Origin of the sequence: Kitasatospora herbaricolor (assembly GCF_030813695.1) — a bacterium.
GTDB lineage: Bacteria > Actinomycetota > Actinomycetes > Streptomycetales > Streptomycetaceae > Kitasatospora > Kitasatospora herbaricolor.
Window position 1 is genome coordinate 2,465,727 of the sequence record NZ_JAUSVA010000002.1, and the last position, 25,801, is coordinate 2,491,527.

A 25,801-nucleotide genomic window follows, 5' to 3' on the forward strand; every position below is an offset into this window, starting at 1 on the left:
GTCGATGCGAACCGTGGCGGGGCGGGTGCTGCTCGCGGGGCTGGCGGTGCTGGTGGCGGGGTGCACCTCGGCGGGTCCGGGGCCGGTGCGGACGTCCGGGGACCCGGTGGCGCCGACCGCGCAGGCGGGGGTGCTGCGGGTGCTGGCCGGCAGTGAGCTCCAGGACATGGCTCCGGTGCTGGAGGAGGCGAGGAAGGCGACCGGGGTGAGCGTGCAGTTCGCCTGGACGGGGTCGCTGGACGGCGCGGACGCGGTGTCCTCGGGGCGGGCGGACGGCAAGTACGACGCGGTCTGGTTCCCGTCCGACCACTACCTGCGGCTGGACGACGGCGGGAAGGCCAAGCTGGCCACCGAGAGCCCGGTGATGGTCTCGCCGGTGGCGGTGGGCGTGCGTACCTCGGTGCTGGGCGAGCTGGGCTGGGGCGACGGGTCCAGGGTGACCTGGGCGCAGGTGGCCGACGCGGCCTCGGCGGGGAGGCTCTCGTACGGGATGGCGGACCCGACGCGGTCCAACTCGGGTTTCTCGGCGCTGGTGGCCGTCGCCTCGGCGTTCTCGGGCGCCAACTCGGCGCTGACCGACGCGGACGTGCAGAAGGCCACCCCCGCGCTGAAGCAGTTCTTCGCCGGGCAGAAGCTGACCTCGGGGTCGTCCGGCTGGCTGGCGCAGGCGTACGGCCGGGCCGAGCCGGGCCGGATCGGGGCGCTGGTCAACTACGAGTCGGTGCTGCTGTCGCTGAACCGGACCCTGCCGGCGGAGGCGCAGCTCACGGTGGTGCGCCCGACGGACGGGGTGGTGTCGGCGGACTACCCGCTGGCGCTGCTGGCCTCGGCCGGGCAGCGGGAGCGGGAGTCGTTCCAGCGGCTGACCGCCTACCTGCTGAAGGAGGACGTGCAGCGGAGGATCTCGGAGACGACGCTGCGGCGGCCGGTGACGCCCGGTGTGACGCCGGCGGCGGGGCTGCCGGCGGACCGGCGGCGCGAGTTGCCGTTCCCGGGCAGCAAGGCGGTCGCGGACGGGTTGCTGGCCTCGTACCAGAACGAGCTGCGGCGGCCGTCGCGGACGGTGTACGTGCTGGACACCTCGGGGTCGATGTCGGGCGGGCGGCTCGCCTCGCTGAAGTCGGCGATGGCGCGGCTGACGGGCTCGGACGACTCCCGGGGGACGACGCGGTTCCGGGACCGTGAGGAGGTCACGCTGATCTCCTTCGCGTCCAGGGTGAAGTCCACGAAGACGCATTCGGTGCCGGCTCAGAACTCCGGGGCGGAGCTGGCGTCGATCGACCGGGACGTGCAGGCGCTCGGGGCTGACGGCGGGACGGCGGTCTACAGCTCGCTGGAGGAGGCGTACCGGGTGATCGACCGCCAGCAGTCGACGGCGAAGGACGACCGGTTCACGTCGATCGTGCTGATGACGGACGGGGAGAGCAACGAGGGCGCGTCGGCGGACGACTTCAAGGCCTTCTACCAGGGCCTGCCGTCCTCGGGGCGGGCGGTGCCGGTGTTCCCGATCCTGTTCGGCGACGCCGCGAAGGGGCAGTTGCAGGGGATCGCGGACGTGACCGGCGGCAAGCTGTTCGACGGGACGGGGTCGCTGGAGGGCGCGTTCGAGGAGATCCGTGGCTACCAGTAACCGGTTGCTGGCCTACCTGGAGTCGGCGCGCAACCTGGCCGGGTGCGCGGGCGGCGCGCTGGGCCTGGTGCTGCACTTCACGGGGGTGGCGGGGCCGTGGTGGCCGGGGGCGGTCGCGGGGCTGTACGGCCTGGGGGCGCTGCTGGCTCCGGGGCGCGGCCCCCGCGGCGGGGCCGGCGGCGGGGCCGGCGGCGGGGCGAACCGCGGGGCGGTGGGCGGCGCGCAGGCCGGGTCCGCGCCCGCCCGGGCCGGGGCAGCGGGCTCGGTGCTGTCGCCGGAGGTGGAGGCGGAGCTGGCGGCCGTACTGGGCGGGGACCCGGTGCTGGCGGGGCCGGGGACGGCCGGTGTCGCCCCGGCCGCACCGCCGGTGCCGGCCCCGCCCGCCGCTCCGGTCGCCGCGCCCGGCGCCGCGCTGCGGGCCACGCTGGCGGAGCTGGAGGCGTACCTCGCCGATGCCGACCTGCCGTGGTCGGCCGGGGTGGGCGAGCTGCTGGCCGAACTCGGCCGGCGGGCCCGGACCGGCCGGGAGGCCGCCGCGCTGCGGGCCGCCGAGCGGGTGGCGGCCGAGGAGCTGCCGCTGGCGGTGGACGCCTACCTGCGCGCTCGGGCCTGGGAGCGTTGGAGCCCGGCGGGCGGGGTCGACCCGGCGCTGGTGCTGGGCCGCGAGGTGGCCCGGATGACGGCGGCGCTGGGGTAGGGCCGCGCCGCCGGTGCCGCTGGCCCGCCCGCGCCACCGCCACCGCCACCGGCCCCGTCTCCTCCGACGCGGCGGTGGACGGGGTGACACCGGGCCGGCCGGGCGGGAGCGCGGGGCTGCCCGAAGGGGCAGTGCGGGCCGCCCCCGATGGCGGCCGAACGTCCCTGGTGGGCGCCGGCCGGGGCGGGGATGCTGTGGCCCGGCAGCGGCTCCAGCCGCGCCGGAGAGGATCCACCCCGGTGAGTGCAAGCGAGACCCCAGCCCGTCCGGCCCGAGGCACCTGCGCGGATTGCGGAGCCGAGGCCTCGTCCGAGCGCACGTTCTGCGAGGACTGCGGGGCCTTCCTGAGCTGGACGGCGCAGCCCGGGCCCGCGGAGGAGCGGCCGGCGGCAGTGGTGGCCGCGGCCGGTGCCCCTGCCGCGGCGGCCCTGACGACCACCCCCGCTGCCGCCGCCGGCCCGACCGCCTCCCCTGCCTCCCCCACGGCGGTACCTTCCGCGGCGGTGCCTGCCACGGCGGCGGGCGGCCCGGCGGAGCGGGAGGCCGAGACCACCGAACTCCCGCCGGTCCCCGCCGAGGCGGCCGCTTCGGCGCAGGCCCCGGCGCCGGGTCCGGCGGCCACCGAGCGGGCGCGGGCGCTGCTCGTCCCGGTCGCCGAACCGCCCGCCGCGCCGCCGGCCGACCCGGCGGTGGCCCCGGTGCTGCCCGGCCGCCCGGAGGAGGCCAGGCCGAGGGTCCGCGGCGCCGCCGAGGAGCCGGAGTTCGACGGTGCCACCTGCCCGTGGTGCGCCACCTCCAACCCGCCGGAGCGGCACTTCTGCCGACGTTGCGGCGCCCAGTTCGCCACCCGGGACGAGGGCGGGGCGGCGCCGCTCCCCTGGTGGCGGCGGCTGCTCGGGAGCGACGGCGGCGAAGCCCCGTGGGCGGGCCAACGACCCCGGCTGCGCCGGGGGTTCGGGCGGAGGGCGCGGCTCGCCCTGCTGGCCGGCCTGGTGGTGCTGGTGCTGGTGGCCGGGCTGATCTGGGCCGGCCCCGCCGTGGACGCGGTGAACGACCATTTCGCGAAGCGGGTGCCGATCGATCCTGTGGCGGTCACCGCGTCGAGGTCGTACGAGGGACACGGACCCGAACTCACCATCGACAAGATCTCGAACTCCTGGTGGGGCACCGGCATCGAGGGCGACAGTGCCGGTGAGTGGCTGGAGGCCGGCTTCGGCCGGCCGGTGCGGCTGCTCGACCTGGTGATCACCCCTGGCGCGTCCGCCGACGTCGCGCAGCAGTTGGCCCAGGCGCGGCCGCGCCAGCTGGAGCTGCTGATCACCGATGTGGACGGGAAGACCGTGACCCGGCAGGTCGAGCTGACCGGCGACGGCGCGCAGCGGGTGAAGCTCCGGGCGGGACGGGTGACCAAGGTGCGGCTGGTGCTGCGCAGCGCCTTCGGGGTGGCGGCGGGCAAGCAGGTGGCGGTGGCCGAGGTCGAGTTCTTCGGCCGCAAGACCTCCGGTTCGTCGTGATCCACGAGGTGGACGAGGCGCTGTCCGCCCTGCTGGGGACGGACATCCTGGGGTCGACCGGTGTGGAGGTGCTGTTCGACGCGCCGACCCGGGAGTGGGCGGCGCGGCGCAACGCCCCGACGGTGAACGTCTTCCTGTACGACATCAAGGAGGACCCGTCCCGACGGGAGCAGGGCCGCAGGCGTGAACTCGGCTCCTCGAGGGGCGAGTTGCTGGCGGAGCACGAGCCACCCCGGTGGTTCGCCCTGTCGTACCTGGTGACGGCCTGGACGAAGCGGCCGCAGGACGAGCACCGGTTGCTGTCCGTCCTGCTGGCGGGCCTGATCGGGCGGCCCGCGCTGGAGCCGGAGCGACTGACCGGTGCGCTGGCTCAGTTGGGGCTCCCGCTGCCGTGCACGGTGGCGGCGCCGTGGGCCGGCGGCCGGGGGCCGGCGGACCTGTGGTCGGCCCTGGGCGGGGAGTTGAAGCCCTCGCTGGATCTGGTGGTGACGGCGCCGATCGCCGGTGTGCGCAGGCTGCCGACGGCGCTGGTGACGGATGCCCTGCTGCTGAGCGTCACGGACGCGGGCGGCGGGGAGGGTGCGGCGCGCGAGCTGCGGCGGCCGCGGTTCGAGGACGAGCCTCCGACGCCGGCGCGGGCGGCGGAGCCGCTGGGGGCCCGGCGTGCCCGGGGGGCGGCGGCGCGGGCGGCCAAGCCCGGGGGGATCGCGCGGTGAGCGGGCCCGGGACGGCGTACCTGATGCGCCGGCTGGCCCTGGTGGAGCGGCGGGTGCGGCGGGCGGTGGAGGCCCGGCGGGCGGTCGATCCGCAGCCGGACGACACCTTCCGGGGGATGTACCTGTCGCCGGAGGCGGCGGACGGGCTGCTGGCGCGCAGGCCCCCGGGCCGCCCGGGCGACGTGGACGGGCCGGACGGCGTGGACGGGCCGGACGGCGTGGACGGGCCGGGCGGCATCGACGCCACGGAGGAGCCGGCGGAGTGGGTGTCCGCACGGGACGAGGCCGAGGCCCGGGCTGACCGGGCGGAGGCCCGGGGTGATGTGCTGCCGCTGCGAACCCTGGCACGGAGCTTCGAACTCTCCCCCATGGACGTCGAGTTGCTCCTGATCGCGCTGCTGCCGGACGCCGACGCCCGGTTCGAGCCGCTCTACGGCTACCTGAACGACGACGTGTCGCGACGGCGGGCCGGCGCCGCGCTGGCCTTCGAGTTGCTGGGGGTGCCGCCGCTGGACGCCGCCGCCCGGGCCCGGCTGGCCCCCGGGTCGCCGCTGCTGGCCGGCGGCCTGCTGCTGGTGGAGGAGGGCGAACGGCCCTTCCTCGGAAGGTCGTTGCGCGTCCCGGACCGGGTGACGGCGCACCTGCTGGGGGACACCGCCACCGATCCGGCCCTGCGGGGGCTGCTCAGGCCGGTGCAGGTCTCGGAGGTCGCCGGCGCCGGGCAGCTGGCCTCGGCACTGGCCGCCGGCGTGAGGCTGGCCCACCTGCGGGAGCGGCCCGGCGGTTCGGCCTCGGCGCTGGCGGTCGCGGCGCTGGCCGCGGCGGGCCGCCCAGCGCTCTGCCTCGATCTGGCGGCCCTGGCCGCCGAACCTCACCCGGAGGCCGTACTGCCCGTCCTGGCCCGCGAAGTGCGGCTGCTGGGCGGCGGGTTGGTGGCCGGGCCGGTGGAGGCGCTGGAGGCGGCCGGCCGCCCCGAGCCGGCCCGGCTGCTGCGGGAGCTGGCCCGGCTGCCGGTACCCGTGCTGCTGACCGGTACCGACGCCTGGGATCCGCTCCGGGCCGACGACAGCCCGCTGCTGATGACGGCCGGACAGTTCAGCCCCGCCGAACGCGCGGAGCTGTTCCGGGCGGCGCTCGACGGTGCCCCCGTCGACCCCGAGCTGGACCTCGCCCACGCCCTGGCGCCCTATCTGCTCACCCCGGACCAGGTGCGCCGGGCGGCCGCCGCCGCCCGCCGGCAGGCGCTGCTGGACGCCGGCGGGACGGACGCCGGAGCGGGCGGCGGGACGGACAGCGGGACGGGCACCGGAGCAAGCGGCCCCGGACCGGACTCCCCCGGCGGCGCGCCGGTCGCGCTGCGCCACCTGCGGGCGGGCGTCCGGAGCCAGAACGCGGCGGGCCTGGAGCGCCTCGCCCGCCGGGTGGAGCCGGCCGTCGGCTGGGCGGACCTGGTGCTGCCGGAGGCCACCGGCCGGGAACTGGGCGAGCTGTCGCTCCGGGCCCGGCACCGCGACCAGGTGCTGGGCCGGTGGCGGATGCGGCCGGGCGGCGGGCGCGGGCGCGGCGTGATGGCCCTGTTCGCGGGCGACTCCGGGACCGGCAAGACCATGTCGGCGGAGGTGGTCGCGGCCGATCTCGGCCTGGACCTCTACGTGGTGGACCTCTCCACGGTGGTGGACAAGTTCGTCGGCGAGACCGAGAAGAACCTGGAGCGGATCTTCACCGAGGCGGCCGGTGTCAACGGGATCCTGCTCTTCGACGAGGCCGACGCGATCTTCGGCAAGCGCTCGGAGGTGAAGGACGCCCACGACCGCTACGCCAACATGGAGAGCGCCTACCTGCTCCAGCGGATGGAGTCCTTCGACGGCATCGCCATCCTCACCACCAACCTGCGGGCCAACCTGGACGAGGCGTTCACCCGCCGGCTGGACGTCATCGTCGACTTCCCCGTCCCCGACGCGGAGCAGCGCCGGGCACTGTGGGACCGCACGCTGGGCATGGACGTCCCGCGCGCGGACGATCTCGACCTGGCCTTCTGCGCCCGCTTCGAGCTGGCCGGGGGTTCGATCCGGGCCTGCGCCGTGACGGCCGCCTACCTGGCGGCGGAGGCGGGCCGGCCGGTGTCGATGGCGGACCTGATGGCGGCCGTCCGGCGGGAGTACCGCAAGCTCGGCCGGCTGGTGCTGGCGGGCGAGTTCGGGACGTGGGTGTGACGGCGGACGGGCCGCGGGGCGGGACGCGTGCGGCGGGCCCGGCCCCCGGCCCCCGGCCCCCGGCCCCCGGCCCCCGGCCCCCGGCCGTCAACGCCCCGATCGACCGAGGAGACACCGGTGAAGATCCGTGACGAAGACCCCGGTCAGGCGGTGGCCGGGGCACCGGCCGAGTCGGCGCTCCTGCAGCGGTCGGTGGGCAACGCCGCCGCGGCCGGGACCCGGGGGCGGGGTTCGACGAGTGGGCCCGGTACTGCGTGGACCCGGACCAGTACCGCGAACTCAGGGCGGCGTACGAGGCGCTGAAGTAGGCCACCGTCGCCGATCCGGACCCAAGGCCGTCGAGGCCGCGCACGCAGCGCTCCGGAAGGTCGTCCCCAAGCACGAGAAGATCACCAGGCCGACCCGGTACGCCTCCGAGGATCGGACGACGAGGAACGGGAAATTCATGCCCCGGGCCGTACGGGGCGGGGAGCAGCGGGGGGCTCACGGGCCCGGAGCGGGCCGGCGGGACGGCCGGCCCGCTGCCCGATCGGGCAGTTCACGCTGCCCCCGACGGGTGACGGACAGCCGTTCACCCGGCGCCCTGGAGGGGACAGGCTTCGTGGTGGACCAGAGCCACCGTCGAAGGAGTGCCGAGCATGCCGCAGTACCTGTCGCCCGGGGTGTACGTGGAGGAGGTCCACAGCGGGCCCCGCCCGATCGAGGGGGTCGGGACGTCCGTGGCCGCCTTCGTCGGGTTCGCCGAGAAGGGTCCGTTCCACACGCCGAGCCTGGTGACGACCTGGAGCCAGTACGTCCAGCTGTTCGGCGGCTTCGTCGAGGGTTCGTACCTGGCGCACTCGGTGTACGGGTACTTCGCGAACGGCGGCGGCATCGCGTACGTGGTGCGGGTCGGGGCCGAGGTCGCGGCCGAGGGCGGTGCGGGCCGTCCGGGGCTGACCAAGGGCGGGCGGGTCGCTCCGAAGGAGCTGGCGACCGGGGAGCCGGTGGCCCTGGGGTCGTTCCGGGTCGCGGCCCGGGCCGGCATCGAGGGCGAGATCACGGTCGAGGTGACCGACGCGGACGGCGAGGCGCCGGCCGAGGACCGCTTCAAGCTGGTGGTCGCGCAGGCCGGCAGGCCGGTAGAGACCTTCGACGTGTCGGCGAAGAAGAGCGCCCGCAACTACGTGGTCACGCAGGTGCGGGAGCGTTCGGCGCTGATCCTGGTGGAGGAGGCGGCGACGGCGAGCGGCGCGCTGACCCGCCCGCAGAAGCAGACGCTGACCCTCGCGGTGCCGGCCGGACCGGCCGAGGTCGTCCCGGCCGGGATCTCGGTCGCCGAGTACGTGGGTGACGCGGAGGCCCGGACGGGCTTCGCGGGCCTGGAGGCGATCGACGAGATCACCATGCTGGCCGTGCCGGACCTGATGGCCGCGCACCAGCAGGGCCAGATCGACGCCGAGGGCGTCAAGGCCGTCCAGCTGGCGATGATCACGCACTGCGAGCTGATGGGCGACCGGGTCGCCGTGCTGGACCCGCTGCCCGACCTGACCCCGCGCCAGGTGCGCGAGTGGCGTCAGGAGGGCGCCGGCTACGACTCCAAGTACGCGGCGCTGTACTACCCGTGGATCAAGGTGTTCGACCCGGCGAGCGGCCAGAACCGGTTCGTCCCGCCGAGCGGCCACATGCTGGGCGTCTGGGCCCGCAGCGACACCGAGCGCGGTGTGCACAAGGCACCCGCCAACGAGGTGGTGCGCGGCGCGATCGACCTGCAGACCAACGTCACCAAGGGCGAGCAGGACCTGCTCAACCCGATCGGCGTGAACTGCATCCGGGCCTTCCCCGGCCGCGGCATCCGGGTCTGGGGCGCCCGCACCCTGGCCTCGGACCCGGCCTGGCGCTACATCAACGTGCGACGGCTCTTCAACTACCTGGAGGAGTCGATCCTGCTGGGCACCCAGTGGACCGTCTTCGAGCCCAACGACGAGCTGCTGTGGATCGGCATCCGGCGCGACATCTCGGCCTTCCTGCTGGAGGAGTGGCGGCGCGGAGCCCTGTTCGGGGCGACCGCCGCGCAGGCGTTCTACGTCAAGTGCGACGCCGAGACCAACCCGCCGGAGTCGGTGGACCTCGGTCAGGTCGTCTGCGAGATCGGCATCTGCCCGGTGAAGCCCGCCGAGTTCGTGGTCTTCCGGCTGGCGCAGTTCTCCGACAGCACCAGCCTGGTCAACGAGTAGCAGTCCCCTCCCCCGGGGGGCCGCGCCGCCGAGCACGGCGCCGTGGCCCCCGGGGTGGTCCGAACCGAAAGAGCAGAGAGGCGGTAACCGCACATGGCCGACACAGCCGGCATGGCGATCGCGACCCACATCTTCACCGTGCAGTTGGGCGCGTACGAGGTCGAGACGGTCCAGGAGGTCAGCGGACTCTCCTTCGAGCTGGACGCCATCGACCACTTCGAGGTGACCAGGAGCGGCCAGCTGGTGGTCCGCAAGCTCGCCGGCGCCCGCAAGGGCGGCGAGGTGACCATCAGCCGCGGGCTCGGCGCGAGCGGTGAGTTCACCAAGTGGCTGGAGGAGTCCTTCATCAAGGGCAACGTGAAGGGGGCGCGGCAGTCCCTGTCGATCATCGTCAAGGACACCGAGAACAACCCGGTGCGCACCATCAACCTGAAGAACGCCTGGGTGAAGAAGTGGGAGGGGCCGAACCTCAAGGCCGGTGAGTCCCAGGCCGCCCTGGAGAAGGTCACCGTCGTCTTCGAAGACGTCGAGCTCAAGTGAGGCGCCGCTCCGTCGCCGGGGCCCCCGTCCGCCCGGACGAGGACGAGTACCCGGAGCACGAGCAGGAGGGGTTCGCCGCCCCGGTGCCGGCCCGCCCGGCTCCGGCGGCGCCGCCGGAGCGGTTCCGGACGGAGTTCGAGTTCGAGCTTCCCCGGGGGTACCTGGACCACAACGGCGTGCTGCACCGCACCGGGGCGATGCGCCTGGCCACCGCCCGGGACGAACTGATGCCGCTGATCGACCTGCGGGTGAAGAACAACCCGGCGTACCTGACGGTCGTCCTGCTCGGCTCGGTGATCACCCGGATCGGCAGCCTCACCGACCCGGGCGGCCAGGTGGTGGAGGAGCTGTTCGCCTCCGACCTGGCCTTCCTGCAGGACTTCTACCGGCGGATCAACGCGGAGGGGCACACCCGAGCGGCGGTCACCTGCCCGTCCTGCGAGTCCCCCTTCGAGGTCGACCTCGCCGGGGGGCGCCTGGGGGAATCGTGACGTACGCGACCGACCGCCTGTACGAGGAGATCGCGTACATCGCCTACCACTTCCACTGGGAGCAGGACCGGCTGCTCGACCTGACCCACCCGGACCGGATCCGCTGGGTGCAGGAGATCGCCCGGATCAACGCACGTATCAACGAAGGGTAGTGAGGGATCGTGGCACTGCGGGACCGGCTGGGGCGGCGCCGCCCGACGGGCGAGCCTGCGGCTGCCACGCCCGCTCCGGCGCTCCCCGGCCCGGAGGGCACGGCGTTGGCGGGCACGGCCGGTACGGGTCCTGGCGGTACGGGCTCCGGCGGTACGGCCACTGGGGACGGGGGCGCCGCAGGCGGGACCGCCGACGGGCAGCGGGCGGCCTCCGGCGCCTGGCGGCAGCTGCCCGTCGTGCAGCGGGCGGCGGCGACGCCGGCCCTGATCAGTGACCCGACCGCCTTCGAGGGGCGGTTGGCGACCCGCCGGAACCCGATGTTCCACGGCCGGATGGGTCATCTGGTCAGTCCGCAGGCACCCGCCGGCGTGCTGCACGGCCTGCTGCGGCCCGTCCCCGGCCAGGCCCTCCGGCGTGCCGCGGACGACGGCCTGCCACTGGTCCGCCCGGAGGAGCCGGGCCCGGGCGACGGCCCGGGCGACGGCTTCGCCGAGGGCCCGGCGTACGGGCCGGCGGACGGCACGGTGTCCGGCCCCGCCCGCTCGGGGCACCGCGGGGCACCGGGCGGGCCTGGTGGCGGAGGGCGCGGCGGCGGCGGGCGCGGTGCGCAGCGGTCGGCGGGTTCGCCGGCGGCGGCCCCCGCGCCGCTGGTCCAGCGGTCGAGCCGGCCGGGTACGTCCGGGCTGTCGGGGTCGGCGGGCCCGGCCGCACCGGACGCACCCGGGCGCCCTTGGGCCGCCGCCCCGGCGGCACCGGGGAGCGGCCGGGCGGCCGGCCCTCGCGGCCCGAAGAGTCCTGACGTCCCGAACAGCCCCCACGTCCCGAACGGCCCACGGGTCGCGCCCGCTCAGCAGCCGGCGGCTCAGCCCGGTCCGGCGATGCCGCTGCCCCGGCTCGCGGTGCAGCGGGCGGCCGTCCGCGCGACCGGGCGCTCCGCCGCCGGTGCGCCGCGCTCCGGTGCGCCCGCCGGCGGCGGTGCCGTGGCGGGCGGGGCGGGGGCGAGTGGCTCGCTGTCCGTGGTGCACGAGGCGCCGGTCCCACCGCGCCGGCTCAGCGCCCTGCCGAGGCCGGCGGCCGGGCCGTCCCCCCAGAACTCCGCGGGCCCCATCCCCCGGGGGCCCGCGGACCCCGTCCGCAGCACGCTCGGCGGACCCGCCCCGGAGCCCTCGCACCGGCCGGCCCCGGCCGCCGCACCCGGCTCCGAGGCGTCTTCGCCCGGGCCGCGCCCGGCGGGCCCGTCGAGCCCGTCGGGCCGGCCGGCCGAGCCGGTCGGGCCGGTCGGGCCCGTCCAGCGCAGTGCCGGCCGACGTACCGGGCTCGGCGAGCCGCTGACGGCCCTGCCGCCCACCGCCCTGCCCCCGAGCGCCCTGCCCCCCAGCACCCTGCCGCCGGCGACGGGTGCCCGGGCGGGTACGGCCGCCGTGCCCACCGGTCCGGCCCTGGCCGGTACCGGACAGGGGGTGCCGGCCGTTCAGCGCTCCGCCTCGAAGCCGGCCTCGAACCCCGCCTCGAAGCCGGCCTCGAACCCGGTTCCGACGCCACCGTCGACGGGCCTGGCCTCCGCCGCTCGGCCGGCAGCCGGACCGACGGTGCGCCCTGCGGCCGTCCCGGACCGCGCCCCCGGTGGGGCGGACCGGCCGCTGGTCCGGCACAGGGCCGAGGACGGCCCGGCGGCGGGCGGGAGCGGCGCGGCTCCGGCACCGAAGGCCCGGGACGCGACGCCGACCTCCTCCTCCGGCGGCGGCCCGCCCGGCGCCCCGGGCGCTGCCGTCCCGACGCCTGCCCCTGCCCCTGCCCCGTCCCCTGCCCCGGTGGTGCAGCTGCTGGCGGACCGGCCGCTGTCCCCGCTGCTCCAGGGTGAGAACGCGCCGGGCGTCGGCACTGCCTCGGCCGGCCCCGCCGTGGTCCCGCTCCGGTGGGTCCGGCCCCCGGCAGCGGCCGGCACCCCGCACGTCGGGCCGACCGGCGGGGCCCCTGCCCCGGACGGCGCCACCACCGCGGTGCAGCGCGCGCGGTCCGGCGGCCGTCCGCCGCACGGCGGGCCCTCCGTGGCCGACGGTCGCGGCCCGTCCGCACCGCACACCGCACCGGCCGACGGCCCTGCCGTGCCCGCCGCGACATCCACTGCCACCTCCGCCGCCGTACCGGGCGCCGCGTCGCCGCAGGGCGGCCGGCCCGACCGTGCCCGTGGGATCTCGCGCTTCGTCCAGCGCCGGGCGGGCGGCGGCACCCACGTCACCACCGGCACGAGGCCCGGCACCGCCGGCGCGCCAGGGGCGCCAGGGGCACCAGGGACACCAGGGACACCAGGCGCCGGTGAGCGGACTCCGCCGCCGGGCCGTTCCGCGACCACCGCTTCGCCCCGGGCTGCGGCAGGCGATCCGGCCCCCGGCGCGGGTCCCGGGCGTCCGAACCCGACTCCCGTCCCGGGCGGCGGACGGCGCCTGGTCCAGCGGCTGCGCCGCGGGCCGGAGGGCGGCCCGGACCGCGGGGCCCGGCCGACCGGCGAACCCCGCACCGCGCCGCCGGCCCCCGGTACCCCGCTGGTCCACGGCGCACCGCCGGTCCAGCGCGCGCACGCGCCGGGCCCGGCAGCCGGGGGGCCGGCACCCACCGCCGTCCCGGGCCCGCCGTCCACCCCCACCGCCACGCCCACGTCCACGCCCACGCCCACGTCCACGTCCACGTCCACGTCCACCGACGGCGTACCACCGGCCCGGCCGTCCGTCGCCGCGCGGCCACCGCGGTCCCCGTCCGCGCTCCGCCCGACGGTCCAGCGCTCCACTCTGCCCCCCGCCGCCGCACCCGCCGCACCGGTACGGCCCGCCGTACCGGTAGCGGCCGCCGCCGGCGCAGAGTCCGTCCTGCCGGCGGCGGCCCAGCGGCGGGTCGGCTGGACCGGCGGGCCGCCGGTGCCGCTGTCGGCGACCGTCGCCCGTGCGGCGGCGAGCCCCTGGGCCGGTCCGGCAGCGGACACCCCTGCCCCGGTGCTCGTCCCGGCTCCCCCCGCCCCGCCCCGGCCGCCGGAGTCGGCACCGACCGTTCAGCGCCTGGCGGCCGCCACAGCAGGCACAGCAGGCACGACGGGCGCCGTCGGCCCGGTGGTCGTGCAGCGTCGCCCTGAGCCAGGGTCCGGCCCCGGACCCGGCCCCGGACCGGCGTCGAAGCCGTCCCCGGCCGTCGTCGCCAGGCCGGCCGGCGGCTCGACCACCGTGGGACTCTTCGGCGCCCCCGTCACCCCCACCCCCGGAGACAGCGCCGGAGGCACCGCCGGCCCGGGGCCGTCCGGCGGGCCGCCAGGCGGACAGCCGACGGCCGGCCGAGGCGGGAGCCAGGATTCGTCCACGGCCCCACCGCCGGACCCGGCCCTGCTGCTGGAATCGCTGGAGCGCCGCCACCTGGACGACCTGGCCCGCCGGCTCGCCGAACCGCTGGGGCGGATGTTCCGGTCCGAGCTGCGGCTGGGCCGGGAGCGCGGCGGACGGTGGCTGGACGGCGGCCGGTGACCAGGACGCCAGGGCCGGCGCCCCCGCCACCCGGCCCGCGCGGATCAGGACCGTCCCGGTCCGGCTCCCTCGGGGCCCGTTCGAGCGCGGGCCGCCGGGCCCGCCCCGGGCACCCCCGTACGTCGTCCCACCCTTGACAGGAAGATCCCGACCGTGACCCTCCCCTACCCCGGTACCAGCGTCCACTTCCAGCTGCAGATCAGCGGGATCGACCTGGGCGACTTCTCGACGTGCAGCGGGCTCGGTGCCGAGGTGGAGGTCGAGCAGCGCGCCGAGGGCGGCAACAACTCCTTCGTCTGGCAGCTGCCGACCAGGATCACGTACCCGAACGTGACGCTCTCCCGGGGGCTCACCCCCGACACCGCGAAGGTCTCCCGGTTCCTGGCCACGCTGCCCACCCAGGTGACCCGGGGAAGTGCGCAGATCACCGCGCTGACACCGCAGTTGACGGCCGGTCCGGTGCTGGCCACCTGGGCACTGCGGGAGGTGATCGTGGTCCGCTGGACGGGGCCGTCCTTCGATCCGTCCCGGTCGGAGGTGGCCACCGAGAGCATCGAGCTGGCCCATCACGGCTTCCTCTGACCGGCCCCCGGCCGGCCCCGCCCGACGGCACCCACGAGCGACCACCAGCAGCGGACCCAGGAGAAGCAGCCGATGCAGACCACCCCTTCGAAGGCGACGCTCACCGCGTACGAGCCGCCGCCCAAGCCCGGGGCCCCGCCGGGGGGCCGGCTCGGTCCGGAGATCAGGTTCCAGTTCAATCCGAACACGCTGTCGCTGAGCAAGGGCGCGCAGTGGCGGCAGAACCTGATCCGGGGCGGCGAGGAGACCGGCGTGCCGGAGTTCATGGGCGCCCAGCCGCGGCAGTTGACCGTGGAGCTGTTCCTGGACGCGACCGCCACCCGGGACGACAGCGTGGCCAAGTCGGTGGAGACGCTGCTGGGTTGGTGCGCCCCGACGCCGGCGAGCATCGCCGCGAAGGCGCCGAGCGCGCCCCGGGTGATGTTCGCCTGGGGGTCCTTCGAGAGCGTGAAGTTCTTCGGGTACCTGGGCCAGGTGAGCGCGACGTACTCGCTGTTCGATCCGAGCGGGCGGCCGCTGCGGGCCACCTGCCAGGTGCAGGTGACGGAGTCCGGGGAGCCGACGCCGGGGCAGAACCCGACCTCGGGGGCGCTGAACGCGCGGCGGGTGCACCGCCTGGTGGCGGGCGACAGCCTGGAGCTGCTGGCGTACCAGGAGTACGGCGACGCGACGGCCTGGCGACGGATCGCGGAGGCCAACGGCATCGACGACCCGATGCGGCTGCGGCCGGGGGCGGAGCTGCTGGTGCCGGCGGCGGCCGAGTCGAGGGCGGGGTAGCGGGCGATGTCGCTGGGTGCGAACACCAACGCGTTCGTGATCGGCTGCCCCGGGCCGCTGCCCGCGCCGTGGCCGGGGATGCCGATGGAGGTGCAGGTCCAGGAGAGCGGGGGGCTGCCGGCGGTCGCCGTGGTGCGGTTCCTCGATCCGGGCCGTGACCTGCTGGCGCAGACCGGCATCACGGTCGGCGGGAAGTTCACCGTCCAGGTGAAGCCCGGCGACGAGACCGCGCTGCTGCCGCTGTTCACCGGCGAGGTGGTCTCCCTGGAGGCCGAGTTCGACGGGGCGGGCAGCTTCACCACGGTACGGGCGCTGGACGTCTCGCACCGGCTGCAGCGGGGCCGGCGGATCGCCGGCTACCGCAACAGCACCGCGTCCGAGGTGGCCGTGCAGCTGGCCTCGGCGGCGGGCGTGCCGCTCGGCACGGTGGACGCGACCCGGACGGTGTACGAGTACCTGACCCAGCCGAACGTCTCGGACTGGGAGTTCCTGCGCACGCTGGCCGTGGAGAACGGCCGTGAACTGGTGGTCGCGGACGGCCTGCTGCACTTCCGCGACCCGGTGCCGGCCACCTCGGCGCCGGGGCTCGCCACCCGGCCGGAGCAGAGCCCGTTCGTGCTGGAGCTCGGCCGGAACGTGCTGGCCGTCCGGGCGGCGGTGTCCTCGGTGGGGCAGGTGTCCACGGTGGAGGTGCGCGGCTGGGACGTCGCCCGCAAGGCGGCGGTGGTCGCGGACACGCCCGTCACCCCGAGCACGGAGCTGCAGCTGGGCCTCACCCCGCAGCAGGCGGTGGCGGCCTTCCCGCCCGCCCGGCTGCTGGTGGCGGACGTCCCGTACCGGACGGCGGCGGAGGCGACGGCGGTGTCCGCAGCGCTGGCGGCCGACACCGCGGCGGCGCTCGGCGAGCTGGAGATCACCGTGCGCGGCAACCCGCACCTGCGGGTGGGTGTCCCCGTGACGCTGAGCCGGGCGGGCGCGCCCTTCGACGGCAAGTACACCATCACGGCGGCGGTGCACGCGGACCTGCGCGGCCTGGGCTACGAGACCCGGCTGACGGTCAGCGGCCGCCAGGACCGCAGCTGGTACGGGCTCGCCTCGGGCGCCTCGGCGGCGGCCCGCCCGGCCCGGATCCCCTCGGTGGCCACGGGCGTGGTGGTGGACATCATGAAGCCCGGTGAGACGCCGCTCTCCGGCTACCGGGGCCAGGAGAAGCAGGCCTGGGTGAAGCTGAAGTTCCCCTGGCTGTCGGACAGTTCGGGCGGCGGCGAGGCGTACGTCAGCGACTGGGCCCGGACGGTTCAGCTGGGCGGGGTGCGCGGCGGCGGGCTCATCTGCCCGGAGATCGGCGACGAGGTGCTGGTCGCCTTCGAACAGGGGCTGCTGGACCGCCCGTACGTGATCGGCGGCCTCTACAACGGCGCCGACCTGCCCTCGCCCGACGCCACCCCGCTGACCGACGGCCTCGGGCGGGTCAACCGGCGTTCGCTGGCCTCCCGCAGCGGGGACCGCCTGGAGCTGCTGGACGGCGCGTACGCCGAGCAGGGCGTGCGGCTGCGCAGCGGCGACGACCGGCTGACCGTCCACCTGGACCGGCAGCGGACCGAGATCACCGTGCACAGCGACGGGACGGTGACGGTGACGGCCGGCAAGCAGGTCACCGTGCGGGGTGAGGGGATCACCCTGGACGCCGGCGGCGGGGAGCTGAAGCTCACCGGGCGCAGCGTCTCGGTGCGGGGCACCACCGACGTCACGGTCAAGGCCGCGACGATCCATCTGAACTGAAGGCCGGCCGTCGTGACGGCCGGCCAGAGCGAGAGAACCGAGGACCGGATGCCGCAGGCGGCGAGGCTGGGAGACACCACCAGCCACACGTACACCCCCGTGGTGCCCGGGGTTCCCACCGGCACCGTGGGCCCGCCCGGCGGGCAGGCGCTGCCCGCGCTGCCGGTGGATCCCGGGCCGTTGCTGGGCGTCACCTCGGTACGGATCGGCGGGCAGCCGGCGGCCGTGGTGGGCACGGTGCACACCTGCACCCTGCACATGCCGATGACGCTGACCCTGACCAATCTGGCGCTGCCGGCCGTGCCCCCGCCGCCGCCGGCCGCCGGCCGGGTGCTGATCGGCGGGTTCCCGGCGGCCCGCAAGGGTGACCGGCTGAGCTGCCAGGCGTCGGTAAGCAGCGGCGCGCCGACCGTGTTCGTCGGGGGGCGGTGAGATGCCCGAGCAGTTCGTCGGGGCGGGCTGGGCCTTCCCGCTGCGGACCGACGCCACCGGCTCGATCGCGCTGGTCGACCGGGACCGGGAGATCAGCGAGTCGATCCGGCTGGTGCTGGGGACGGCGCCGGGAGAGCGGCCGATGCGGCCGGAGTTCGGCTGCGGCATCCACGGGTACGTCTTCGCGACGGCGGACGCCGACACCGCGGGGCGGATCTCGTACGAGGTGCGGCGGGCGCTGGACCGCTGGGAGCCGCGGATCCTGGTGGACCGGGTGGAGGTGGCGCTGGACTCCTCGGACAGCGGCACCCTCTACATCGAGATCCGCTACACCGTGCGGGGCACCAACAACCCGCGCAGCCTGGTCTTCCCGTTCTACGTGATTCCCGCGCACGAGCCGTCGCCCGCCGGCGGCACGCAGTCCGTTCAGGAGAGTTCCCGCTGATGGTCCTGCCCTCCCCCAATCTCGACGACCGCCGGTTCCAGCAGCTGGTGGACGAGGCGAAACGGTTCATCCAGCAGCGTTGCCCGGAGTGGTCGGACCACAACGTCTCCGACCCGGGGGTGACGCTGGTCGAGGCCTTCGCCCACATGACGGATCAGCTGCTGTACCGGCTCAACCGGGTGCCGGAGAAGAGCTACCTGGCCTTCCTGGACCTGGTCGGGGTGGAGTTGTTCCCGGCGGCGGCGGCCCGCGCCGAGGTGACCTTCTGGCTGTCCGCGCCGCAGCCGGTCCAGCTGCGACTGCGGGCCGGCACCGAGGTGTCCACCCTCAGCAGCGGCCACGAGGACCGGATCGTCTTCGCCACCACCGACGAACTCGCCGTCAACCCGTGCGAGTTCGGTTTCCTGCTGACCCGGCCGGCGGACGGCCGCCCGGTCGACCGGACGGAGGAGCTGCAGGCCGGTCAGGATGTCGGCTGCTTCGCCGACGTCCCGCAGGCGGGTGACCAGTTGCTGGTCGGGCTGACCGCGGCGGTCCCGCACTGCGCGGTGCTGCTGCGCCTGGACAGCCGGGTCGAGGGCGTCGGTGTGGACCCGCGCCAGCCGCCGCTGGTCTGGGAGGCGTACGACGGGGACGGCTGGCTGCCGTGCGAGGTGGACAGCGACGGGACCGGCGGCCTGAACCGCCCCGGCGAGGTGGTGCTGCACGTACCGGGCGGGCACGCGCTGGCCACCGTGGCCGGCCAGCGGGCCGGCTGGCTGCGCTGCCGGACGGTGCCGGCCAGGCCCGGGCAGCCGTTCTACGCGGCCTCGCCGACCGTGCGGGCGGTCACCGCCGCCACCGTCGGCGGCACCGTGCGGGCGGTCAACGCGCAGAGCGTGGACGGGGAGTTCATCGGCGACTCGGAAGGCACGCCGGGCCAGCGCTTCGCCGTGGCGCACCCCCCGATGCTGGGCGGCGACGGCCCGCTGACCGTCGAGGTGTCCTCGGAGGACGGCTGGCGCGACTGGCGCGAGGTGGAGACCTTCGCCGACCGGGGGCCGCTGGACCGCTGCTTCACCGTCGACCGCACCGGCGGCGAGGTGGCGTTGGGCCCGGCCGTGCGGGAGCCCGACGGCTCGCTGCGCCAGTACGGCGCGGTGCCGCCCAAGGGGGCCCGGATCCGGGTGGCGCGCTACCGCACCGGCGGCGGCCGGCGGGGCAACGTGGCGCGCGGGGCGCTGTCGGTGGTCCGCAGTTCGGTGCCGTACGTGGCCCGGGTGGAGAACCGGGAGGCGGCGTCCGGCGGGGTGGACGGCGAGACGGTGCAGGGCGCGATGGCGCGCGGGCCGCTCCACCTGCGCACCCAGGACCGCGCGGTGACCGCGGCCGACTACGAACTGCTGGCCCGGCGGGCGGCCCCCTCGGCGGCCCGGATCCTGGCGCTGCCGGCGGGCCGCGGCGCGGAGGAGGGCGGGGTGCGGGTGCTGGTGGTGCCGGCGGCCGTCGCGGACAGCGGCGACCGGCTGCGCTTCGAGCAGATGGTGCCGCCGGACGACATGCTGGCGGGCATCGCCCGGTACCTGGACGAACGCCGCCCGATCGGCGCCCGGCTGGTGGTCGAGCCGCCGTTCTACCAGGGCGTCACGGTGGTGGCCCGGCTGATGGCCCGGCGCGGCACCGCGACCGGCCAGGTCCGCGAGCGGGCCCTGGACGCGCTCCACCGGTACCTCAACCCGCTGACCGGCGGCGCCGACGGCACGGGCTGGCCGTTCGGCCGCCCGGTCCAGGCGGGCGAGGCGTACGCGGTGCTCCAGCGCCTGCCCGGGGTCGAACTCGTCGACGACGTGAAGCTGTTCCCGGCGAACCCGTTGACGGGTGAGCGGGGCGCTCCGGGCGACCGGGTCGACCTGGACCGCAACGCGCTGGTGTTCTCGTACCAGCACCAGGTCCGGGTGGAGGAGCTGTGAGGGGGGGCACCGGGCCGCAGCGGCCCGGCGGGGACGGCGCGCGGTACGCCGTGGACGGCCTGGCCTCGCCCCGGCCGTTCGCCGCCCGGCTGCCCGAGGTGTACGCGGACGGGGAGTTCGGCGGGCGCTTCGTGGCGGCCTTCGACGACGTGCTGGCGCCGGTCTTCGCCGTGCTGGACTGCCTGGACGCCTACTGGGACCCGCGGTTGGCGCCGCCGGACTTCCTCGCCTGGCTGGCCGGCTGGGTCGCCGCCGACACCGCGGCCGGGCAGCCGGTCGAGCGGCTGCGGCCGGCGGTGGGCGAGGCCGTCCGGGTGCACCGGCTGCGCGGCACCGTGCCCGGCCTGACCGAACAACTGCGGCTGCTGGGCGTCGAGGCGGAGGTCACGGACAACGGCGGGGCGCACTGGTCGGCGACGCCGAACGGGCCGCTGCCGGGCTCGCCACGACAGTCGCTGCTGGTGCGGGTGGCCGTCCCGGTGGAGGAGGGTGATCCGGCGGCGCTGCTGCGCCGGGTCGAGGCGCTGGTGGAGGAGCACCGCCCGGCCCATGTGGGGTACCGGGTCGAGGCGGCGCAGCGGTAGGGGCGTCCTGACGACGACGACGGCGGCGGCCGGGGGCACCTCCTCCCCCGGCCGCCGCCGTCGTCCTTGCTGTCCGCCGCAGTCGCCGATGCTGGACGCGCCGCCCCGCAGCGCCCGAGGGGCGGCCGGCGACGGGTCGGGGCCCGTCGCCGGCGGCCCGGACGCTACGGCTTGGGCCAGCTGGTGGGCTGCACCACGCCGGGCGCCGCCTGGTCCTTCACCCAGCCGGAGATCAGCGCGAGCAGGGCGGTGCTGACGCCGCCCGCCGCCGCCGGCTGGTCGCCCTGGTACTTCGGGATCGCCGTCGCCAGCTTGGCGTCGTCGTACGAGGCGGTCGGCAGGGCCGCCTTGCTGCTCCAACTGGCGAGCAGCTTGCGGACGTTGTCCTCGTCCGCGGCCAGGTCGGCGGCGCTCAGCTCGCTCTGGTCGGCCCAGCGCAGCGCGGCCCTGGTGGCGAACACCTCCCAGGTGGTTCTGCCGGGGCCGACCTTGGAGCCGTCGCCGATGACGTCCCACATCCACAGCGCGGACATCGTCGCGCGGCCGAGGTTGCCGGACTTGTCGGTCGCCAGCAGGGTGCCCGGCGGGGTCCGCTTGTGGTCGTCGGTGGCCTTCTGGAAGCAGGCGATCTTCTCCACCGTCGGCGCGTCCATCTGGCCGGCCGTGACGGCCTTGGTCAGCCGGCAGTCGTTGGTGGCGTCCAGGCGCTTCAGCCGTTCCTGGGCGAAGAGGACGAAGAGGTTGGGCGTCCTGTCACCCGCCTTGATCGGCAGCGCGGCCCGGGCCGGACCCGCCGGGGCCGGCGGCACGGCCGGCGCGGGCGCGGGCGCGGCTGCGCCACCGCCGCCGGAGGCCGTACCGCCGCCGCCACCTCCACCACCGCCGGAGGAGCCGCCCGAGGAGCCGCCCGAGGAGCCGCCGGCGCTGCCGGCGGCCGGCTGGCCCGGGAGCGGGTCGGGCGCGCCGGGCACCACCGGGGCCGGCGCGGTGGGCTCGGGCGCGAGCGGCACCGGCTCGGGGGCGATCGGCGCGCCGGCCCCGGCCGGCTGGGCCGCGAGCGGGGCTGCGGGCTTCGCCCGGCTGGCCACCGAGGGGCTGGCGGTCAGCCAGAGCGCCAGGCAGCCGAGCAGCACCGCCGCCAGCACACCGAGCAGGCCGGCCGCCCAGCGGGGCAGCACCGCCCGGTTGAGGTAACTGCCCTCCAGGGTCAGCGGCTCGGCGCCGGCCCGCTGGACGGCCAGGGTGACGGGCAGGCTCTCGCTGCCGCCGCTCCAGCGGATCCGGCGCGGCTTCACCGACACCTTGCTGAACACGGCCCGGCCGGGGGCGATCTGCACCGAGGAGGGGTGCGGGTCGAAGTCGAGCTGGTCGCCGGTGTCCCGCCCGGCCAGCACGGCGGTGACCGGGGTGTTGCCCAGGTTGTCCACGGCCAGGTGCAGACGGCCCCGGAACCGGCCCCGGGTGACCGGCGGCACCAGTTCGGCGTGCAGTTCGGTGAACGGCGCGACCGATACGACGCCCTCGACCACCGTGGTGGCCGAGCGCTGCTCGGCGGGGGTGACCTGCAGGGCGTAGGGGTGCGGCCCGGCGGCGGCCTCCGGGGAGCGCGGCGGGGAGAAGACCAGCTCCACCGTGCCGGTGGTGCCCGGGTAGAGCGTCAGGGCGGCCGGTTCGATCCGCAGCCACAGCGCCGGGCCGCCCAGCGGCGCGACGCGGTACTCCTCGACGACGTCACCGGTGTTGCGCACCCGCAGGGTGACGGTGGTGGTGCCGCCCGCGTCCACGGTGGCCGATGCGGGTTCTAGGGAAGTCCAGATGCTCACCGCCGGACTCTAGGCGGCGTCCGGACGCTCTGTCAGCGGCCGGCGGGGCCGTCCCGGGGGCAGCGGCGGCTGCCCTTGGGGGCAACCGGCGCGGGCGGCCGGACCCGGCCCCGCCGTCACCGCACCGCGCCGGTCCGCCGCCCGCCCCGTCCGCGCAAGGTGGGCGCCGGGTGGCCCGGGGTGGACGCCGGCTACTCCTCGGCCGGTTCGGCCGACTCGAAGCCGGCCGCAAGTTCGGCCCGCCGCCGGATGCCCAACTTCCGGAAGCTGTTGGTCAGATGGGTCTCCACCGTGCGGACCGCCAGGTGCAGCAGGCCGGCGATCTCGGCGTTGGAGTGGCCGGCCGCGGCGAGCCGGCAGATCCGCTGCTCGCTGCTGGTCAGCGCGGGTGCGCCGGTGTGCCGCTGGGTGGTCAGCCGGGCCCCGGACTCCTGGAGCAGACCGACGGCGACCGTCCGCAGCCGGACCGCGCCGAGGCGTTCGGCCCGGGCCGCCGCCTCCCGCAGGGTCCGCCGGGCGGCGGCCCGCCGGCCGGCGGCTCCGAGCAGCTGCCCGAAGGTGATCAGGGCCGGGATCAGCTCGGTCGCCACCTCCGCCTCCGTCAGCAGCTCGACCGCCTCCTCCGCGGTCGCGAGGCCCTGCCGTCCGCCGGTGGCCGCGGCCAGCGCCCGCATCGCCCGGCCGACGGTGCGGGGCGTGCCCCAGACCCGGGCCAGCCGCAGTTCCTCGGCGGCCAGCTCCACGGCCTGTCCCGGCAGCCCCAGCAGCACCTGGCAGTCGGCGGCGGCCGACCGCCACGGGGTCACGATCGGGCTCTCCACCTGCCGCTCGCGCTGGCGGCGGCCGCACTCCAGCAGGTCCGCCAGCGCGGTCGCGGGCCGGCCGGAGGCGAGCTGCAGGAGCCCCCGGGCGTACAGGTACTCGTTCCACTCCCAGGAGCCGTGCGTCCCGCCCGCCTCGGCCGACCGGGACAGCTCGTGCGCCTCGTCCAGCCGGCCGGTCTCGGTCAGTGCGATCACGGCCTGGGCCACCAGGTGGGCGTTGCCCAGGGAGAGCAGGCCCTGGTGGCCCGGGTCGCCGTCCGGCCCGGCCGGGCCGCCCTCCCGGGCCGGCGCCCGGCACTCCTCCAGCAGCTGCCGGTACTCCCCCCGCATCACCCGGCTCTCCGCGCGGACGCTGAGCAGGCACTGGTACCCGGGGTGCAGCAGCGGGCCGCGGTAGGCGGCCATGCTCTGCTCCACCAGCCGGTCGGCCACCGGCAGCAGGTCGGCCCACTGGGCCAGGGTGGCGGCGGAGGCGGTGACGTACGACTGCGAGAACGGGTCCTGCGGGGCCTCGGTCAGCTCGCGCACCCGCTCGGCCACCTCGGCGGCGGACAGCAGGCCGCTGGTCGAGTCGAACTCGGTGAGCAGCGCCCGGGCGGCCGGTGCGATCCGCACGGGGGTCCGGGCCGCGATCCGGCGCAGTCCCTCGACCACCTGCAGCCAGCTGTGGCCGTCGTGCGAGGAGATCAGTGCGGCGGCGGCCTGGACGGCGCGGGCGAGGTCCTCCCGGTCGGCGAAGCGGTCGGCGAGTTCCTCCAGCACCTCCAGCGCGGCGGCGGTCTCGCCGCGGGCGGCGAGCGCCGCGCCGAGGGCGTTGGCCGCCGTGAAGACGCCCTCGTCGGACTGCTGCAGGTGCACGGCCTCGGCCAGGTGCCGGATGCCGGCCGCGTGCCCGGTGCCGCCCAGGGAGACCTCCAGGCAGCCGAGTTCGGTGAGGGTGGCGCCCCGGCGGCGGGCGGACAGCGGCTCGGCCAGGGCACGCCGCAGCAGCGCGGCGGCGAGCGACTGCCGGCCGTCCCGCAGGGCCGAGCGGGCCGCCCGGTGCAGGACGTCGGAGGCCCAGCGCTCGCCCGGGCCGGGGACGAGCAGCAGGTGCTGGGCGATCTGTTCGTCGGGGTCGCCGCGGCGGTGCAGCAGTGCGGCGGCGGCCCGGTGCACCTCCGCCCGGCGGGCGGCGTCCCAGCCGGCCAGGACGGCTTCGCGCAGCAGCGGGTGCGCGAAGCGGGGCCGACCGGCGTCCGGGGCCGGGCCGAGCAGTCCCTGAGCCGTCAGTCCGGCCAGCCAGCCGGCCAGCCGGAGCGGGTCGGCGCCGGTGAGTTCGGCGAGTTCGGCGGCGACCGCGGCGTGGCCGCCGGGTTCGACCGGGGCCGGGAGGAGCGGATCCGGATGCGGCGGCGCCGGGAGGGGCGGGGAAGGCGGGAGGTCCGGCCGGCCGGACCGGTCGGACGGTGCCGGGGCCGACGCCCGCTCGTCGCCCGCCCCCGGCTGCGGGCCGGCCGGCTCCAGGGGGCGGCTGTCCAGCTGGGCCAGGGTCCGGGCGGCGGTGGCGGCCTCGGGGCCGGAGCTGTTGAGCCAGTGGTCGACCGCGTCGACGAAGGCCGCCGGCGCGGGCCCCCGGCCGGCGGCGGTCTGCCGGGCCCGGTCCCGGGGCAGCGCGGCGAGGTCGGTGAGCAGGGCGTCCAGCAGCAGCGGGTTGCCGCCGGTCGCCTGTAGGCAGTCGTCCACCAGGGCGTCGTCCACCAGGGCGTCGTCCACCGGGGCGTCCACCGGCGTCCTGGCCGCGTCCGGCGCCCCGGCCGTGCGTGCGGAGGCGGTGCCGGGAAGGGTTCCGGCAACGACGCCGGGGGTGCTGCCGGGCGGTCGTCCGGCGCCGAGCCGGCGGGCGGCGAGTTCGGCGACCGCGGCACGGCCGAGCGGTGCCAGCAGGCAGGTCTGCGCCGGCGGCGAGGTCAGGGTGCGGCCGAAGCCGGCCGCCGGGGAGCCGAGTTCCGGCCGGCGCCGCTCGGTGACGACCAGCAGGACGGGCAGCCGGTCGATCCGGCGGCAGAGCTGGTGCAGCCACTGCCGCGAGGGGGCGTCGGCCAGCTGGATGTCGTCCACCGCCAGCAGCAGCGGGCGGTGCGAGGCGTGCAGGAGCAGCAGGTCCCAGAGGTCGGCCTCCGGATCGCCCGGCGGCTGCGGCCCGGCCCGGCCGACCGCGCCCGGGGTCCGGGTGGCCAGGCCGCGGGAGCGGGCGCCCGGGTTGAACAGCTGCCGGGCGGCCGCGTACGCGCTGTGCGACTCCTCGGCCGAACAGCGGGCGCGCAGGACCCCGAGACCGGCCGCCGCCGGGCCGGCCGCGACGGCCGCGAGCAGGGCGGTGCGGCCGGTGCCGGCGGCGCCGGCGAGCAGCAGGACGCCTCCCGAGCCGTGCCGGGCCCGCTCCGCCATCTCCCCGGCGCGGGCGAGGGCCTCGGTGCGCTCGGCCAGCCACGGGCGCAGGGCGTCCGGCCGCGGCCCGGCGGACCGGGGCGCCGGGATCCGGTCCGCGCCGGGGAGGCCGGTCCGGGCGGCGCTCGTCCTCGTGGTGCTCCCACCCGTTCTCGTGGTCGTGGTCTTCGTACCCGTACTCGTGGTCGCGCTGCTGGTCATCGTGGTCCTCTCGGCCGAGGACCCGGACACGCCGGGCCGAACGGGTTGCTACTCCGTTCACGCAGCCCGGGGCCCTGACGCTGCATCAGCGAGGCCCCGGAGGGCTGTGAGCTTCGTCGCACGGCTCCCGGGCCGGCCGCCCGATCTCGTGGTGCACCACGATGGCCGGTGCGGCCCGTCCCCGGGGAGCATGGGTGTACGGGGGTCGGGGCGATGCCGATCGGCCTCCTTTCCACATCGTGGGCCCTTCCCGCTGTCAGGCACATGCGGACCATGCTCTCAGCGTGCACACCGCC

The 25,801-nt window shown here is 76.8% G+C and carries 19 protein-coding genes; 17 read left to right on the plus strand and 2 right to left on the minus strand.

Annotated elements, in window-relative coordinates; genetic code table 11:
- Nucleotides 1-4: 4 nt before the first annotated feature.
- The 17 genes from J2S46_RS11130 to J2S46_RS11210 all read left to right on the plus strand — a co-directional run bounded on the left by J2S46_RS11130 (nucleotide 5) and on the right by J2S46_RS11210 (nucleotide 20,227).
- Nucleotides 5-1,630 (plus strand): VWA domain-containing protein, encoded by a 1,626-nt coding sequence (locus J2S46_RS11130; protein WP_191290528.1) that lies wholly within the window; start codon nucleotides 5-7, stop codon nucleotides 1,628-1,630.
- The gene (locus J2S46_RS11135; protein ID WP_191290368.1) at nucleotides 1,617-2,327 is read left to right on the plus strand and encodes a hypothetical protein; all 711 of its coding nucleotides are present in this window, start codon (nucleotides 1,617-1,619) and stop codon (nucleotides 2,325-2,327) included. The genes J2S46_RS11130 and J2S46_RS11135 overlap by 14 nt, the downstream gene beginning before the upstream one ends.
- 503 nt (nucleotides 2,328-2,830) lie before the next feature.
- Nucleotides 2,831-3,841 (plus strand): zinc ribbon domain-containing protein, encoded by a 1,011-nt coding sequence (locus J2S46_RS11140; protein WP_229912779.1) that lies wholly within the window; start codon nucleotides 2,831-2,833, stop codon nucleotides 3,839-3,841.
- The gene (locus tag J2S46_RS11145) at nucleotides 3,838-4,557 is read left to right on the plus strand and encodes a Pvc16 family protein (protein WP_191290366.1); all 720 of its coding nucleotides are present in this window, start codon (nucleotides 3,838-3,840) and stop codon (nucleotides 4,555-4,557) included. The genes J2S46_RS11140 and J2S46_RS11145 overlap by 4 nt, the downstream gene beginning before the upstream one ends.
- A gap of 23 nt (nucleotides 4,558-4,580) precedes the next feature.
- Nucleotides 4,581-6,770 carry an ATP-binding protein gene (locus J2S46_RS11150; protein WP_191290527.1) on the plus strand — a complete coding sequence of 730 codons (2,190 nt, stop codon included), beginning with the start codon at nucleotides 4,581-4,583 and terminating at the stop codon, nucleotides 6,768-6,770.
- Between the two features lie 638 nt (nucleotides 6,771-7,408).
- Nucleotides 7,409-8,986, plus strand: coding sequence for a phage tail sheath family protein (locus J2S46_RS11155; protein ID WP_191290365.1), 1,578 nt, complete (start codon nucleotides 7,409-7,411; stop codon nucleotides 8,984-8,986).
- Between the two features lie 93 nt (nucleotides 8,987-9,079).
- Entirely contained in the window at nucleotides 9,080-9,526 is a 447-nt protein-coding gene (locus J2S46_RS11160) for a phage tail protein (protein ID WP_191290364.1), read from the plus strand.
- Nucleotides 9,523-10,017 (plus strand): hypothetical protein, encoded by a 495-nt coding sequence (locus tag J2S46_RS11165; protein WP_229912778.1) that lies wholly within the window; start codon nucleotides 9,523-9,525, stop codon nucleotides 10,015-10,017. Before J2S46_RS11160 ends, J2S46_RS11165 begins: the two co-directional genes overlap by 4 nt.
- The gene (locus tag J2S46_RS11170) at nucleotides 10,014-10,169 is read left to right on the plus strand and encodes a DUF6760 family protein (protein ID WP_190209204.1); all 156 of its coding nucleotides are present in this window, start codon (nucleotides 10,014-10,016) and stop codon (nucleotides 10,167-10,169) included. Before J2S46_RS11165 ends, J2S46_RS11170 begins: the two co-directional genes overlap by 4 nt.
- 3,213 nt (nucleotides 10,170-13,382) lie before the next feature.
- A complete protein-coding gene (locus J2S46_RS11175) occupies nucleotides 13,383-13,676 on the plus strand; it encodes a hypothetical protein (protein ID WP_191290363.1) in 294 nt (97 codons plus the stop codon).
- Between the two features lie 153 nt (nucleotides 13,677-13,829).
- Complete coding sequence (locus J2S46_RS11180) at nucleotides 13,830-14,258, plus strand: phage tail protein (protein ID WP_190209202.1); 429 nt, start codon at nucleotides 13,830-13,832, stop codon at nucleotides 14,256-14,258.
- Between the two features lie 72 nt (nucleotides 14,259-14,330).
- Entirely contained in the window at nucleotides 14,331-15,035 is a 705-nt protein-coding gene (locus tag J2S46_RS11185) for a CIS tube protein (RefSeq protein ID WP_073921943.1), read from the plus strand.
- 6 nt (nucleotides 15,036-15,041) lie between these two features.
- Entirely contained in the window at nucleotides 15,042-16,817 is a 1,776-nt protein-coding gene (locus J2S46_RS11190; protein WP_191290362.1) for a VgrG-related protein, read from the plus strand.
- A 12-nt stretch (nucleotides 16,818-16,829) separates the two neighbouring features.
- Nucleotides 16,830-17,249 carry a PAAR domain-containing protein gene (locus tag J2S46_RS11195; RefSeq protein ID WP_229912777.1) on the plus strand — a complete coding sequence of 140 codons (420 nt, stop codon included), beginning with the start codon at nucleotides 16,830-16,832 and terminating at the stop codon, nucleotides 17,247-17,249.
- A gap of 1 nt (nucleotide 17,250) precedes the next feature.
- Nucleotides 17,251-17,694, plus strand: coding sequence for a GPW/gp25 family protein (locus J2S46_RS11200; RefSeq protein WP_191290361.1), 444 nt, complete (start codon nucleotides 17,251-17,253; stop codon nucleotides 17,692-17,694).
- A complete protein-coding gene (locus J2S46_RS11205; RefSeq protein WP_191290360.1) occupies nucleotides 17,694-19,643 on the plus strand; it encodes a putative baseplate assembly protein in 1,950 nt (649 codons plus the stop codon). The genes J2S46_RS11200 and J2S46_RS11205 overlap by 1 nt, the downstream gene beginning before the upstream one ends.
- Nucleotides 19,640-20,227 (plus strand): phage tail protein, encoded by a 588-nt coding sequence (locus J2S46_RS11210; RefSeq protein WP_229912776.1) that lies wholly within the window; start codon nucleotides 19,640-19,642, stop codon nucleotides 20,225-20,227. The genes J2S46_RS11205 and J2S46_RS11210 overlap by 4 nt, the downstream gene beginning before the upstream one ends.
- A gap of 164 nt (nucleotides 20,228-20,391) precedes the next feature.
- Here J2S46_RS11210 and J2S46_RS11215 read toward each other — a convergent pair whose 3' ends face one another.
- Together J2S46_RS11215 and J2S46_RS11220 are read right to left on the minus strand one after the other, a co-directional pair.
- Nucleotides 20,392-22,050, minus strand: coding sequence for a COG1470 family protein (locus J2S46_RS11215; RefSeq protein WP_191290359.1), 1,659 nt, complete (start codon nucleotides 22,048-22,050; stop codon nucleotides 20,392-20,394).
- 191 nt (nucleotides 22,051-22,241) lie between these two features.
- Nucleotides 22,242-25,505, minus strand: coding sequence for a helix-turn-helix transcriptional regulator (locus tag J2S46_RS11220; protein ID WP_191290358.1), 3,264 nt, complete (start codon nucleotides 25,503-25,505; stop codon nucleotides 22,242-22,244).
- Between the last annotated feature and the right edge of the window lie 296 nt (nucleotides 25,506-25,801).